13 protein-coding genes are annotated in these 14793 nt (G+C 74.7%); 9 read left to right on the forward strand and 4 right to left on the reverse strand.

Features of this window, described 5'->3' with window-relative positions:
• Window positions 1–2790, reverse strand: a 2790-nt coding sequence (gene ileS, locus MXD60_RS04570) for an isoleucine--tRNA ligase (RefSeq protein ID WP_248817689.1), incomplete at its 3' end; no start/stop codon positions are given.
• A 488-nt stretch (window positions 2791–3278) separates the two neighbouring features.
• Between ileS and MXD60_RS04575 the strand changes: the two genes are divergently transcribed.
• From MXD60_RS04575 to MXD60_RS04605, 7 genes are all read left to right on the forward strand, one after another.
• Complete coding sequence (locus MXD60_RS04575; protein WP_248817690.1) at window positions 3279–3878, forward strand: signal peptidase II; 600 nt, start codon at window positions 3279–3281, stop codon at window positions 3876–3878.
• Window positions 3875–4813: an RluA family pseudouridine synthase gene (locus tag MXD60_RS04580; RefSeq protein WP_248817691.1), complete on the forward strand. Its 939-nt coding sequence runs from the start codon at window positions 3875–3877 to the stop codon at window positions 4811–4813. Before MXD60_RS04575 ends, MXD60_RS04580 begins: the two co-directional genes overlap by 4 nt.
• Window positions 4810–5871, forward strand: coding sequence for a hypothetical protein (locus MXD60_RS04585; RefSeq protein ID WP_248817692.1), 1062 nt, complete (start codon window positions 4810–4812; stop codon window positions 5869–5871). Before MXD60_RS04580 ends, MXD60_RS04585 begins: the two co-directional genes overlap by 4 nt.
• A 191-nt stretch (window positions 5872–6062) precedes the next feature.
• The gene (locus tag MXD60_RS04590) at window positions 6063–6707 is read left to right on the forward strand and encodes a DUF6308 family protein (protein WP_248817693.1); all 645 of its coding nucleotides are present in this window, start codon (window positions 6063–6065) and stop codon (window positions 6705–6707) included.
• A 48-nt stretch (window positions 6708–6755) separates the two neighbouring features.
• Entirely contained in the window at window positions 6756–7718 is a 963-nt protein-coding gene (locus MXD60_RS04595) for an ABC transporter ATP-binding protein (RefSeq protein WP_248817694.1), read from the forward strand.
• Window positions 7719–7758: 40 nt separating this feature from the next.
• Window positions 7759–8685 (forward strand): ABC transporter permease, encoded by a 927-nt coding sequence (locus MXD60_RS04600; protein ID WP_248817695.1) that lies wholly within the window; start codon window positions 7759–7761, stop codon window positions 8683–8685.
• Between the two features lie 222 nt (window positions 8686–8907).
• Window positions 8908–9768, forward strand: coding sequence for a hypothetical protein (locus MXD60_RS04605; RefSeq protein ID WP_248817696.1), 861 nt, complete (start codon window positions 8908–8910; stop codon window positions 9766–9768).
• Here the strand turns inward: MXD60_RS04605 and MXD60_RS04610 are convergent.
• Entirely contained in the window at window positions 9716–10390 is a 675-nt protein-coding gene (locus MXD60_RS04610; protein WP_248817697.1) for an LON peptidase substrate-binding domain-containing protein, read from the reverse strand. The genes MXD60_RS04605 and MXD60_RS04610 overlap by 53 nt on opposite strands.
• Before the next feature lie 216 nt (window positions 10391–10606).
• On the opposite strand from MXD60_RS04610, the gene MXD60_RS04615 reads away from it, so the two are divergent.
• Window positions 10607–11092: a hypothetical protein gene (locus MXD60_RS04615; protein WP_248817698.1), complete on the forward strand. Its 486-nt coding sequence runs from the start codon at window positions 10607–10609 to the stop codon at window positions 11090–11092.
• 32 nt (window positions 11093–11124) lie between these two features.
• Here the strand turns inward: MXD60_RS04615 and MXD60_RS04620 are convergent, their stop codons facing one another.
• Both MXD60_RS04620 and MXD60_RS04625 read right to left on the reverse strand, forming a co-directional pair.
• Window positions 11125–13317: a DUF8189 domain-containing protein gene (locus MXD60_RS04620; RefSeq protein WP_248817699.1), complete on the reverse strand. Its 2193-nt coding sequence runs from the start codon at window positions 13315–13317 to the stop codon at window positions 11125–11127.
• Window positions 13318–13491: 174 nt separating this feature from the next.
• On the reverse strand, window positions 13492–13692 hold the full coding sequence (locus tag MXD60_RS04625; protein ID WP_248817700.1) for a hypothetical protein: 201 nt from the start codon (window positions 13690–13692) through the stop codon (window positions 13492–13494).
• 156 nt (window positions 13693–13848) lie between these two features.
• On the opposite strand from MXD60_RS04625, the gene MXD60_RS04630 reads away from it, so the two are divergent.
• Window positions 13849–14781 carry a Nif3-like dinuclear metal center hexameric protein gene (locus MXD60_RS04630; RefSeq protein WP_248817701.1) on the forward strand — a complete coding sequence of 311 codons (933 nt, stop codon included), beginning with the start codon at window positions 13849–13851 and terminating at the stop codon, window positions 14779–14781.
• Window positions 14782–14793: the final 12 nt, after the last annotated feature.

Raw genomic sequence — 14793 nt, forward strand, 5'->3', positions numbered from 1 at the left:
TGGCCGCCCCGCGGGGGCGGGGGGGCCGGGGCCCCGGCGGGGGGGGGGCGCGCCCGCGGGGGGGCGGGCGGGGGCGACGGCCTTGGTCGTGGCGCCGAACCGTCGTCCCAGGGCCCGGAAGTTCGGCTTCACCGTGATGGTGACGACGTCGGCGGTGGCGGCCTCGACCGCGGTGACGTTGAGTTCCTCGGCGATCTGCGCGCGCAGCTCGACGGTCAGCGTGCCCACGGCGCCGCCGCCGACGACCGCCCGCGGCAGCGGCTGGCGGGTGCGCACGCCGCTGGACGCCCGCGCCGCCCGGCCGAGCTCGACGATCCGGCGGACGAGATCCATCTGCCCGGACAGCGCGGGGGAGCGCAGCTCACCCGGCAGCTCGGGCCACGCCGCGAGGTGCACCGAGTCGGGCGTCTGGCCGTCGACGGCGAACAGCCGCGTCCACAGCCAGTCGGTGAGGAACGGGGTGAACGGCGCCATCACCCGGGTCAGCGCGTCGAGGCAGGTGTGCAGGGTGGCCAGTGCGTCCGGGTCGCCGGCCCAGAACCGCCGCCGTGAGCGGCGGACATACCAGTTGGACAGGTCGTCGACGAACCGGGCGATGCGTCTCCCGGCGCGCAGCGAGTCGAACCCGGCGAGCGCGTCGTCCACCTCGGCGACGGTGTCGGCGAGCTCGGACAACGCCCAGCGGTCCAGCACGTGCCGCTGGGCCGGCGCCTGCGCGGGCGGCCCGGTGTCCGGCCGCCAGCCGGCCGCCCCGGCGTAGAGGGTGAAGAACGACGCGGTGTTCCAGTAGGTCAGCAGGACCCGGCGGACGATGTCCTCGATCGCCTCGTGCCCGACCCGGCGGTCCGACCAGGGGGAGCCGCCGGCGAGCATCAGCCAGCGCACCGCGTCCGCGCCGTGCCGCTCGAACAGCTCGAACGGGTCGAGGACGTTGCCGACGTGCTTGCTCATCTTGCGGCCGTCGGCGTCGAGCAGCAGCCCGAGGCAGAGCACCGTCTCGTAGGAGGAGCGGTCGAACACCAGCGTGCCGATCGCCATCAGCGTGTAGAACCAGCCGCGGGTCTGGTCGATCGCCTCGCAGATGTACTTCGCCGGGTAGTGCCGGGCGAACTCGTCGGCGTTGCGGTGCGGCGCGCCCCACTGGGCGAACGGCATCGCGCCGCTGTCGTACCAGACGTCGATCACCTCGGGTACCCGCCGCGACGTCGCGGCGCAGGTCGGGCAGGGGATCGTCACGTCATCGACGAACGGGCGGTGCGGGTCGAGGGCGGCCAGGTCGCGTCCGGCCAGCTCGGAGAGCTCCGCCAGCGACCCGACGCACGTCAGGTGACTCGGGTCGTCGGTGCAGCGCCAGATCGGCAGCGGCGTGCCCCAGTACCGGTTGCGGGACAGCGCCCAGTCGACGTTGCCGCGCAGCCACTCGCCGTAGCGGCCGTCCTTGATTCGCTCGGGGTGCCAGTCGGTGCGGGCGTTCTCCGCCAGCAGCCGCTCGCGGATCGCCGTGGTGCGGATGTACCAGGACGGCAGCGGGTAGTAGATCAACGGGGTGTGGCAGCGCCAGCAGTGCGGGTAGCTGTGCGTGAACATCTGGCCCCGCCACAGCCGGCCCCGCGCGCGCAGGTCGTCGGTCAGTGGCGCGTCGGCGTCCTTGAAGAACATGCCGCCCACCAGCGGCGTGTCCGCCAGGAACCGGCCGTCGGTACCGATCGGGTTGACCACCGGCAGCCCGGCGGCCCGGCACACCGCGAGGTCCTCGGCGCCGAACGCCGGCGACTGGTGCACCAGGCCGGTGCCGTCGGTGGTGGTGACGTACTCCGCCAGCACGACGGTGTGTGGCGTGCCGGTGCCGGTGGCGAACAGCTCGGCGTCCAGCAAGGTGAACGGACGCTCGTAGCGGGCGCCGGCGAGCGCCGACCCACGGAACCGCTCGAGCACCTCGGCGTCCTCGCCGACGGCCGCCGTGACCAGCGGCTCCGCGACGACGACGAGCTCGCCGTCGGCGGCCCGCACCAGCACGTAGTCGACGTCCGGATGCGCCGCGACCGCCGTGTTCGACACCAGCGTCCACGGCGTCGTCGTCCACACCAGCAGCCGCGCGCCCCGCTCGGCGAGGCCGAGGTCGTCGGCGAGCAGCGGGAAACGCACGTGGACCGACGGGTCCTCGACGTCCTCGTAGCCCTGGGAGACCTCGTGGTCGGACAGCGGCGTCTCGTCGCGCGGGCAGTACGGGGTGACCCGGTAGTCCTCGACCAGCAGGCCCTTGTCGAAGATCTGCCGCAGCGACCACCAGACGCTCTCGATGTAGCTGGTGTCCATCGTGCGGTAGGCGCTGTCGAGGTCGACCCAGTAGCCCATCCGCTCGGTCATCGCCGAGAAGTCCGCGACGTGGCGCAGCACCGACTCGCGGCAGCGGTCGTTGAACTCGGCGACCCCGTAGGCCTCGATGTCGCTCTTGCCGGTGAACCCGAGTTCCTTCTCGACCGCGAGCTCGACGGGCAGGCCGTGGCAGTCCCAGCCGGCCCGGCGGGGGACGTGGAAGCCCTTCATCGTCCGGTAGCGGGGGAAGATGTCCTTGAACACCCGGGCCTCGACGTGGTGCGCGCCGGGGCGGCCGTTGGCGGTCGGCGGGCCCTCGTAGAACATCCACAGCGGCCGGTCGGCGGTGGCCTCCAGCGAGCGGTGGAAGACCTTCGTGTCCCGCCAGCGGGCCAGCGTCTCGCGTTCGAAGGCGGGCAGGTCCACCTGCGCGGGCAGCGGCGCGTAGCTGGGCGGGGGCGGCGTGCTGTTCATCGTGGCGGACCCGGTCTTCCCTCGGTGGTCGTCGCTGGCGTCGGCTGTCACCAGAGGGACGACGCCACCGGCTCTGGCCGGGCCGGGACGCCGGCGGGCCTGACCCGCCGCCGCGCCCCTGCCGGGGAGCCGGTGGTACCGCGGTACCACCCTCCTTGCACGCCTCCCGGAACGGACCGCCCGCGAGACGGGCGCCGGACCGCGAAACGGCCACTCGTTGGTTCGCGCGACTGCCGGGTCTACTGCGGGACGCGCCGGCCATGCCGACGGGCCCGGTTCTGCCGGCAGCTCGGGGGTGATGTTTCGCGACGCGCTGGCCGCCGGGCTTCCACCAACCCCGGCTCGCTCGGGCTGCGCCCGCCGCTACTCGTCCCCGTCAACGCCGTGCCGCTGCTCGGCAAGTGTAGTCGACCGGCCCGTCGGATCCGCCGCGTCAGGGTGGCCCGTAGAGTGGTTCCGCTGGGCAGACAACTACCATCGGGAGCAGCGTGTCCGAAGATCCCGCCGGCCGCGGTCCGGCCGCCGTGCGCGGGCCGGCAGCGCGTCCCGACCCCCGGCGTCCCGGCAGCCGGCGGCCCGTCGTCGTGCTGGCCGCGACCGCCGCCGTCCTACTGGCGCTCGACATCGTGACCAAGCACATCGCGGTGTCCACGCTCTCCGGCCGCGGCCCGGTCCGCATCGTTCCCGGGATCCTGGACCTCGAGCTGACCCGCAACTCCGGCGCCGCGTTCAGCATCGCCGGCGACGCGACGGTGATCCTCAGCCTGGTCGCCCTCGCCGTGATCGCCGTCGTCGTCTTCACCGCCCGCAGGCTGGGCTCGGTCGGCTGGGCGGCGGTGCTCGGCGCCCTGCTCGGCGGCGCGCTGGGCAACCTCGTCGACCGGATCTTCCGCCCGCCCGGCCCGCTGCGGGGACACGTCGTCGACTTCGTCCACCTGCACCACTGGCCGATCTTCAACGTCGCCGACTCGGCGATCGTCTGCGGCGGCGTCGTCGCGGTGATCCTGTCCCTGCGCGGCATCGGCCTCGACGGCAGCCGCTACGGCGACGACACCACCGGGGACGCCACCGGCCGGGCAGACCAGTGACGGCCAGCGGGGACACGCGTTCCCTGCCCGTGCCCGACGGGCTCGACGGGGTGCGCCTCGACGCCGCCCTCGCCCGGATGTTCGGGCTGTCCCGCACCGCCGCGGCCGCCCTGATCGACGACGGCCAGGCCAGCCTCGACGGCCGGGTCCGCGGCCGCTCCGACCGGGTGCACGGCGGCGCCTGGCTGGAGGTGTGCCTGCCCGCCCCGCCCCGGCCCATCCAGGTGGAGCCGACCCCGGTCGAGGGCCTCGGCATCCTCCACGACGACGACGACATCGTGGTCGTCGACAAGCCGGTCGGCGTCGCCGCCCATCCGGCGCCCGGCTTCACCGGCCCGACGGTCATCGGCGCCCTGGCCGCCGCCGGCTTCCGCGTCGCCACCTCCGGGGCGGCCGAGCGGCAGGGCGTCGTGCACCGCCTCGACGTCGGCACCACCGGCGTCATGGCCGTCGCCAAGAGCGAGCGGGCCTACACCCTGCTGAAGCGGGCCTTCCGCGAGCGCGAGGTGGACAAGCGCTACCGCGCCGTCGTGCAGGGCCATCCCGACCCGCTGCGGGGCACCGTCGACGCGCCGATCGACCGCAATCCCCGCCGGCCCGGCCTGTTCGCCGTCGTCGCCGACGGCAAGCCCAGCGTCACCCACTACGACGCCCTCGAGGCGTTCCGGGCGGCCTCGCTGCTGTCGATCCGCCTGGAGACCGGCCGCACCCACCAGATCCGGGTGCACATGTCGGCCCTGCGCCACCCCTGCGTCGGCGACATCGCCTACGGCGCCGACCCGACCCTCGCCGAGCGTCTCGGCCTGCGCCGGCAGTGGCTGCACGCCGCCTATCTGTCGTTCGAGCATCCAGGGCATGGCGGGCGGGTCGAGTTCACCAGCCCCGACCCCGCCGACCTGGCGGCAGCGTTGGAGAGGCTGCGGGAGACGGCATGAGCGATCCGCCGGTCGCGGTGGCCGTCGCCCCCGGCCGGGCCGCCGCCCAGCCGCCCCCGCCGGACCAGGATGCGCCCGCCGGGCCGACCTCGGTCGGGCAGGCCGCCCCCGCCGCGGAAGACGGGCGGTGGATCATCGGCGCCCTCGACCGGCTCGACGCCGCCGCGCTGCCCGGGGCGCAGCGCGTCCTGGCCGCCGCGCGCGGGCGCGTGCTGGGCGTCGCTGACCGGGAGACCGAGCGGGCCCGGCGGATGGCCGGCGAGGTGCGGGTTCGCGCCGGCTGGCCACCGGCCGCCGCGGCGGGCTCGGCTCCGCCACCAGCGCAGGACGGGGTCGGTCTCGGCGTCGCCCGCGGGGGCCTGGTGGACCGCGGCGCGCGCGTGCTCGTGCTCGGCCTCGTCGCCCTGATCGTGGTGAGCGCCACGGCGGCGATCCTGCAGAACGTCGACACCGGGCGGACGTCGGGCGAACCGGCGAGCGGCGCGCCGGCCGTGCCGTCGACCTCGTCGTCGCCCACGGCACCGGTGGTACCGACCGTGACCATCGGGCCCGGCACGCACGACCCGGTCGCGGACTACCTCGGCGCGAGCCGGCAGAGTCTGGCCAACCAGGCCGCCGCCGCGCCGAACCTGGACGCGTACGCGGTGGTCAGCCTCGACGCCGCGGTCACCCCCGAAGGGCTGCTCGAAACCTTCGGCGCCTATCGGACCGTGCAGGTGTTCTTCACCGCCGGCCTTGGCGGCGAGGCCGAGCAGGCCGTGGTTCAGGACCCGGTGAGCGACGTGCGGGCGGCGTTCGCCTCGGCGGCGGAGCAGACGGACGCGCGGGCCGCCGTCGACCGCCGCGCCGGCGACGCGACCGCCGACGACCGCGACAGCCGGGCGGCCACCCAGCTACGGGCCGGCTGTGCCTGCCTGTTCGCGGCGGTCGTGCGGGCTCCGGCCAGCCGGCTCGCGCAGCTCGCCGCCGACCCACGGGTACGGGTCGTCGATCCGGCCCCGCCCGGCACGGCACCACCGAGTGTGACCTTCATCCCACTGTCGCCGGATCGCCGCTGACATCGGGGGTGCCGTCCCGCATCATCTGGCCGGGTCACTGCCATCAGGCGAACACGGCCGCGGGACGCCGTCCCCCGACCCCCCACCCTCGGCCCTCCCTGGCCGGGGGAGGATGACGCCAGACGGCCGTGCTGGCCCGGACCGGCGGCGCACGAACGTGAGAACCGAACGACGACGACAAGGAGCCCTGGGTGAAGCTGGCGAAAGGTACCCGGGAGGTCTTCGACGCAGAGAGCCTGGTGGAGGAGTACCTGGGCCCGCGCAGGCGGGGACTGCGCTACGCCTACCCCTACTACGACGGCCTGGTCACCAACAACGACCCCGACCTGCTCTGCACCGGCGACCTGCTCGCACCCAGCCTGCTCGGCGTGCACGTCGCGGTCGACCGCATGCACACGCTGACGGCGCTCACGCCGCTGTTGCAGCGGGCGCTGGACCGGCTGCCGCCGGGCATCGACCTCATCGAGGCCGACGAGGCGACCCTCGACCTGGTCGCCGCGCTCTACGACCCGCTCGACGATCCCGACGTCTCCGACCGCGACGTCAAGGGTTCACTGATCGCCAAGGTGCTGCACCGCAAGCGTCCCGCACTGGTCCCGCTGTTCGACTCCAAGGTGCGCATCTTCTATCAGCACGAGGACTGCGTGCCCCCGTCGCCGCGCGACGGCCGTAGCTGGCGGCAGTACATGGAGCTGCTGGTCCGCGCGATGCAGTACGACCTGCGGGAGAACGCCGAGGAGTTCCGCCGCCTCGCCACCCTGGTGCCGCAGAGTGGCCCACCGGTCACCCCGCTTCGCATGCTCGACGTGGTGGTGTGGATGAGCAGCGCGGTGTGAGGCGTCCCCAGGGACCGTCCGGGCCATCACGCCGACCCGGCTGCGAGAATGGGCGTCGTGTTGAGCTATGCCGTCCGCGGGCTCACCCGACGCCACGGGGCGGGTGAGCACGCCGTCCTCGCGAACGACCGGATCGACCTGGACATCAGTCAGGGGGAGGTGTTCGGCGTCCTCGGCCCCAACGGTGCCGGGAAGACGACGCTCGTCCGCCAGCTGATGGGGCTGCTGCGCCCCGACGCCGGCACGATCACCATGTTCGGCCAGGACGTGCGCGACGCACCGGACCTGCCCGCCCGGCTCGCCGGCTACCTCGGCCAGGCGGACCACGCCCTGGCCGAGCTGCCGGTCGCCACCGCGGTGGGCACCACCGCGAGGATGCGCGGGCTGTCCCGCGCCGCGGCGCGCACGGCCCGCGCCGCCATCCTCGAGGAGCTCGGGCTCACCGCGGTGGCGAACCGCCCGCTGGCCCGGCTCTCCGGCGGCCAGCGGCGGCTGGCCTGCGTGGCCACCGCGCTCGTCGGCGACCGTCCGGTGCTCATCCTCGACGAACCCACGACCGGGCTCGACCCGGTGGCCCGCCGGGCCGTGTGGGCGGCGCTGCAGCGCCGCCGGGACGCCACCGGCACCACCGTCGTGCTGATCACGCACAACGTCCTGGAAGCCGAGTCGGTGCTCGACCGGGTCGCCGTCCTGGAGGCCGGCCGGGTGATCGCCTGCGACACCCCCGGCCAGCTCAAGGCGTCGGTGTCCGGCGACGTCCGGCTCGACCTCGCCTGGCGCAGCGAGCCGCCGGCCGACGACCCCACGGTCGCCCTGCTGGCCGGCCTGGCCACGACCAACGGCCGGCGATGGACGGTGCGGATGGCGCCCGCTGCCGCCCGCGACGCCCTCGGTCGCCTCACCACCGGCGCGGCCTTCGCCGCGCTGGACGACTTCAGCCTCGCCACCCCGTCGCTGGAGGATGTGTACCTCACCCTCGGCGGCGCATCCCGAGACCTGGAGCGGACATGACCATGAAGTTCCGTCACCCGGGCCCGCTGGCACGGTTGCGATGACCGTCGTCCCCGACGCCCGCGGCGCGTCACCCGTCCCGTCCACCGCCGGCGGTGGGCCCCTGCCGAGGGCCGTCCTGGCGGTGTCCGACCTGCCGGTGTCCGACCTGCCCGGGTCCGATCTTCCGGCGCTGCCGGCCGTCCCGGTGCCCGTGTCGCCAGGCGCGCCGTGGATCCCGCCGGCCACCGGCTTCGGCGCCGCCTTCGGCGCGGTCTACCGCGGGCAGCTGGCCCGGTCCAAGGTGGGGCGCATCCCGCTGCTGTTCGTCGCGTCGTTCCAGTCGGTCGGCATCCTCGTCCTGCTGCGCGGCATCCTCGATGTCGACAACACCACCGCCGCCGGCCAGGTCGTCGCCGGCTCCACCGTGCTGGTCGTCGCCTTCGTCGCGCTGAACCTGCTCGCGCAGCGCTTCGGCGCGCTGCGGGCGGCCGGCGCGCTCGACTACTACCTGACCCTGCCGGTGCCCCCGGCCGCGGTCGTGCTGGGCACGGCGGCGTCGTACGCCACGTTCGCCGCGCCCGGGACGCTCATCACGGCCGTGTTCGGCAGCCTGCTCTACGGTCTGTCGCTGTCGGGCCTGTGGCTGCTGCTGCCCGTCGTCGTGCTGGCCGGGGTGTGCCTGTCCGGCCTCGGCGCCGCGGTCGGCCTGCTCGCCCCGCGCCCGGAACTCGCAACCCTCGCCGGGCAGCTCGGTATGAGCATCGTGCTGTTCCTCGGCGTCATCCCGGCGGACCGGCTGCCCGAGGTCGGCCGGCTGGCCCGCGACGCGCTGCCGAGCACCTACGCCGTGGACGCGCTCGCCGCCGCGTTCCAGCCCGGCATCGACTGGGCGACCGTGGGCACCGATCTCGCCGTGTGCGCGGTCGTCGGGGTGGCCGCGCTCGCCGTCGCGGTGATCGCGCTACGTCGCGTCGCGACCTCCTGACCGCCGCGACCTGACCGCCGCGACCTGACCGCCGCGACCTGGCCGTCGCGACCTGGCCGTCGCCGCCGGGCCGGATCCGGCCAGGTGACGAGACCACTGTCAGCCCGCTCCGATCGGCAGTGGCCGTCGGCACGATAGGGTCAACCGTCCGCGGGTTTCCGTCGAGTCGGTGCCCCGCGGAGTGTGGCGACGAAGTGGACACCTCTGGGCGGAGCGGGCGACGTGACGGATGGCGCAGCGGAACTCCGCCCGGCCCCGGCGCGCGGCTGGCGGTCGAACGCGCTCGCCGGGCTGATCTGCGCGGCGGCCATGGTGGTCGTCGGGTTCCCGCTCGGCCTGCTCTGGGCGGCCGCCGCGCCGCATCTGAACATGGCGAACGCGCTGCAGGGCAACGAGTCCGCGTTCGCGGTGCAGAGCGACATCGACGCCCGGTTCGGGCTGATCTGCGCGGTCGCCGGGGTGATCGGCGGTGCGGTGGCGTTCTGGCGGGCGCGGGACGCCGGCTGGCCCGTTCCCCTCGGCCTTGCCGGCGGCGGCCTGGGCGGCGCGCTCACCGCCGGCGGGCGCGGCCACCCGCGGCGCGCGCCGGGCGGGCGGCACAGCCTGCCCGGCGATGCCTCCCCGGTGCTGGTCGACCTCGTCGATCTGCGCGTCCGGGCGCACGGCCTCTACCTGATCATGCCGGTCGTCGCGCTGGTGGTGTTCGCGGTCGCCCTGTGGGCGGCGTCCTGGCCGCAGCGCGCCGGGACCGCCGGTCGCCCGCGCCGGCACGCCACCCCCACCGCGCCCGCCGCACCCATCGGCGGCTTCGGCCCCGACGGTGGGGACGGCGTGCGCGAATTCGGGACCGCGGACAGGAACACCGGTGGGGATTCGGCCGGCGGACGGGGCATGTCGGCGTTCGTCGCCGAGGCGTCGGAGTCCAGGGCGGGCCGCGTCGGTGCGGGCGGCGGTGCCGGTGCGGGCTCGGTCACTGCGGGCTCGGTCAGTGCGGGCTCGGTCAGTGCGGCCAGGGTCAGTGCGGGCTGGGTCAGTTCGGGCTGGGATCGACCCGGCGCAATTCGCTCGAACCGATGGTGGTGATCTTCCCCAGCAGGCCGACCTCGCGGCGCAGCAGCGCCCGTTCGGCACCCAGCCGGCTGGCGGCGTCCGCCGCGGCCAGCAGGCCCTGCCGCTCGGTCAGATCGGTGACCGCGGCCGCGGCGACCACGTAGGACAGCGCGATCGGGTCGTCCGGGAGGTCCGGCAGGGAGATCTGCACGGTGCCGGTCGCGGCCAGCCGCTGGGCGTAGGTGCGCATGAGCCGCTGCACGGGCCCGACCGCCTCCCGGGCGGCGTCGGCGTCACCCAGTTCGTCGGGCAGGAACTCCACCTCGCCGAGCAGGTAGGGCGCGCCCTGCTGGTCCACCGCGCCGACGCGGAAACGCTGCCCGCCGACGGTGATCAGGGAGAACCGGCCGTCCGGATGCTCCTGGACGCGGCGCATCACGGCGGTGCAACCGACCTCGTGGATCGCCGGCAGCGCCGGACCGGTCTCGCGGCCGCGACGGATCGCCACCACCCCGAACTGGCGCACCTCGTCGGCCGACTGGGCCATCAGCTCCCGCACCAGTGTGCGGTAACGCTCCTCGAAGATCTCCAGCGGCAGCACCAGTCCCGGCAACAGCACGGTGCCGAGCGGGAACAGCGGTAGTCGCGTGCTCATCGCCCGTGCCCTTCCTCCCGGTCCTGCCCCGACCACGTCCCGTCGCCGGACGGTGAGTCCAACCCTGTCCCGTCTGAGCGGTGGTGTCCACGGCTGGAGGACCGCCGGAACTGTGATTCTCCTCGACGCCGCCGGTTCCGTCGCCCAGCGCGGCCGCCCGGGGTGGCGCGGGGCAGCGGGGGTCCTCAAAAGCCTGCAACGCTGGACAATGGAGCGGTGTGGGGAACCGAACCTGAACTGCTCGTCGTCCTTGATCGCCGGCGGGACGCGGACGCTCCCGGCGCCGCGGTGGACCTGACCGCGTTCGGGCAGGTGACGTCGGGCCTGGCGCCGCGGCTGGTCCTGCTGGTCGCGCCGGCCGGCCGGGCGGGGGAGGTGGCCGCGTTACCGGGGGTGTTCGCGGTGTTCGTCGACGCGGTGCCCGCCGGGCTGCGGGAGGACCTCAGCCCGGCGGAGAACCTGTTCGTCGACGGCTGGCTGACGCGCCGGGCCGGCAAGGACCGGGGCCCCGGCGACGGCCGGCCGTGGGACTCGCCGGGTTTCGAGCCGCCGGACCGGCCCGCGCCGCCCGCCGGCCCTGGGAACCCCGCCGGCCCTGGGAACCCCGCCGGCCCTGGGAACCCCGCCGGCCCTGGGAACGAGGACGGGGACGGCGCCGGCCGGCGCTGGGCGCGGGATCCGGGCGTCGACCCGGACTGCTGAGCGCGGCGGGCCGTCGCGCTCCGGCGAAGTCGTCAGAAGACCCGGCGGGGGACGGACCAGGTCGCGCTGGCACCCGACGAGCGCCACAGCATGTGCAGCTCGTCGCCCACCCGGGCGAGGACCTCCAGGTGGCCGTCGAAGTTGCTCTGGATCATCGAGACGGCGTCGACCTTGCCGAGGGTGGGGGCGAACGGTCGCGGCCCGCTCCAGGCGGGCGTCGACGCGCTGTTGTTCCGGTAGTAGTGGATCAACCCGCCGCCGGCGGCGGGGGTGACCACCTCGAAGTTGTGCGACCCGTCGCCGAACGAGCTCTGGATGAGCGCCGGGTTGCCGGCCACGCCCTCGCCGAAGACCGGGCCGGTCCGCCACACGGCGGTGTTGTCCCGGGTGAGGTGGACCAGGCGGCTGCCGACCCGGGCGACGGCCTCCAGCATGCCGGCGCCGCCGCCGAGCGTGCCGTGGATGAGGCTGACGGCGTCGACCTTGCCGAGGTTGGCACCGAACAGCTTCGGGGCGCTCCACGGGTAGCCGTGGACGTCGTGGTTGCGCCACAGGTGCTGCAGGCCGACGTCGGCGGCCGGGACGAGCAGCTCGAAGTTCCCCTTGGTCCCCAGCCTGCTCTGGATCAGCGACGGGACGCCGCGGACACCCTGGAACAGCGTGGTGGGCGGGTGCCAGGCGAACGCACCGGTGCTGTCCCGCCACAGGAAGGAGAGCGTCGAGCCTACCCGGACGGCGACCTCCAGCGGCCCCGGGTTGGCCAGAGTGCTCTGGATCATCGTGACGGCGTCGACCGGGCCGAGGGCCTGCGCGGTCTGCCACGGGTCGCGCCACGGGTAGCCGGTGGCGTCGTTGTCGCGCCACACGTGCGTCAGCCCGGAGAACTTCGACGGGACGACGACCTCGAAGTTGCCGACCTTCCCGAGGCCCTTCGACTGCACGAGGACCGGGTTGCCGCCCACGCCGTGACCCCAGCCGAGCTGGCTGGGGGTGTAGCGGCACAGCGCGAAGCTGTTGGAGCGCATCAGGCAGTCGGCCGGGGCGGGGGCGCAGCTGTCGCAGTTGCCGTTGGGCGTCTGGAACACGCCCCACTGGCCGCCGCAGTCGCAGTTCGCGCCGCCGTACTCGTCCGGGGCGCCGAAGATGTGCCCGGTCTCGTGGGTGAAGACCCGGTCGATGTTGTCCGGCCCCCAGCCGTCGTTGGCGTACTGCATGACGATCCGGGGCCCGCCCACCGACGAGTACGCGAAGTAGCCGAGCGGGTATTTCGTGAAGAACGCGCAGTACGCCCAGTCGGTGCCGAGCTTGCCGCGCAGCGCGTCGACGTAGGCGTAGACCCCGTCGAAGTTCGCCGCGTAGCCGAGCCGGTCCATCGTCGGGTCCCGCCAGAGCGCCTCCAGGTCGGCGGCCTTCGGGTTGGCCGGCACGGACAGCCGCACGATCTGGATGTCGTAGTGGAACGCCAGCCCCGCCGCCGGATTGGTGGTGGCGTACCAGGACAGCCCGTTCTGCACCTCGGCGACGACCTTGGTCCGTTCGGCCGCGGAGAACTGCAGGTCCGTCGTCGGCCCCTCGACGATGACGAGCCCGATGGCCACCGAGCCCTCCAGCCGGGAGCTGGTGGGCGAACCGGCCGTTGCCGGCGTGGCGACGGCCGTGCTGTCCGGCGTCGCCAGGGTCGCGAGCGGGCTGAAGTGGTCCGCACGTCCGTTCGGGGTGACCTGGGTGTCGGCGCCGAGTCCCGGCGCGCCGCCGGACGCGCCGCGCGGCGGTGGGACGTCGGTGCAGGGCCGGTCCATGTCCCAGCCGTGGCCGTCGCGGGGCCGGTCGTCCTTGAGCCGCCGGTAGGCGGAACTCGCGCGCAGCCGGAAGGCGTCGAGACCGAGCGTCTCGGCCCGGTTGAGGCCGGGGCTGACGCCCGTGGTGGACACGACGCTGCCGTCGGCGGGGGGCAGCAGGCCGGCGAGGCCGCGTACGCCACTCGTCGCGGCCGCCGACACCTCGGGCGGCGTCGGCCGCGGTCGGCCCAGGACCCGCACGCGACCGTAGTGGTGCAGGGCGCGTTCGCCGCCCGGCGCCGCGGCGGCCGGGACGCCGTCCGGCTGGCCCGGGCCCGCGGCGTGCGCCGCGGACGCCCCCGGGCCAACGCCCGGGGTGGCGACGTCCGGCGCCACACCGGACGGGGTTATCAGCGCGCGCTCGTCAACCGGTACGTCCCCCGCCATGCGTGATCGTTGTCCTTTCGAGGCGAATGGCTGTGCGGAGTTGTATCGCGTTGCGGCGCCGTTGTGTCGCGTTTGGTGGAAGCGGGCACGTCCGCTACCGATCCGAGGTATTTGAGCCGCCTCGCCGGTCCCGCGGCGGTCGGTTCTCCCCGTCGGCGCCCGCGGCGCCGTGGATCAGCGGCCCGGCGGCATACCGGGAGTGGCCGAGGGTGCGTCCGACCAGGCCGAGCCGACCGCGGAGCGTTGCTGCGAGCCCATGGACTCGGCCACCTTGCGCATGATCGCTTCCACCAGTCGCACGGCCTCGGCCGTCGCGAGGTTCAGCACGATCTCCGAGTCTCCGGCGACCTGAAAGCGCACCGACACGTCCGCCATGACGAGTTCCCCTTCCTCGTGGCTCGCTCCCAGTCGGGCGCGTCGCCATCGGTACGTTACGGGGCGAAGGAGACGTTGCGCGCAGCACCTCGGCGCCACCCGATCGGGTGTGACCGGCTGGCAGACGGCCGCGACGGTCCGGGTAGGGTCACCGTGATGAACGCTGGGTTGGCAACGGTCCGTGACTGCATCGCGGTGCTGGAGGAGGCCTACCCGCCCGGCTGGGCGCAGTCCTGGGACGCGGTGGGTCTGGCGGCCGGAGACCCGGACGCGCAGGTGGCCGCGGTGCACTTCGCCGTCGATCCCACCCCCGAGGTCGCCGCCGAGGCGGTGGCGGGCGGCGCGGGGCTGCTGGTCACCCACCATCCGCTGTTCCTGCGCGGGGTCCATGGCGTCGCGGAGACGACGCCAGGCGGACGGGTGGTGGCGAACCTGGTCCGCGGCGGGGTCGCGCTGTACACCGCGCACACCAACGCCGACGTCGCCGACCCCGGCGTCAGCGACGCGCTCGGCGCCGCGCTCGGACTGCGCGACCTCCGCTCCCTCACCGATGCCGACGCCGGCACTGGCACCGACGCCGGCACTGGGACCGACGCCGGCACTGGCACCGACGCCGGCACTGGCACCGACGCCGGCGACCGGCCCGCGGCGAACGGCGCCGCGGTGTGCCGGGGGCTTGGCCGGATCGGCGAGCTGCCCGTGCCCGAACCGCTTGGCGAGTTCTGCGCCCGCGTCGCCCGGTCGCTGCCGTCGACCGCGGGGGGCGTGCGCGCCACGGGGCCGGCGCAGCGGCTCGTGCGGCGGGTGGCGGTGTGCGGTGGCTCGGGTGGCGAGCTGGCCGGCGCCGCGGCGGCCGCGGGCGCGGACGTGCTGGTCACCGCGGACGGCCGGCACCACCACGTGCTCGACGCGGTCGGCGCGTATCCGGTCGCGATCGTCGACGTGGCCCACTGGGCGAGCGAGTGGCCGTGGTTGGCCGTGGCGGCCGCGCGTCTGCGCACGGGTCTGCGAGCGCGGGGACGTACGGTGAGTGCGTCGGTGTCCGCTATCGTGACCGATCCCTGGCGGTTGCACGCTCCGTCCCGGTAGACCGCGCGGCGG

This window comes from Frankia sp. AgB32 (genome assembly GCF_023243045.1).
Lineage (GTDB): Bacteria > Actinomycetota > Actinomycetes > Frankiales > Frankiaceae > Frankia.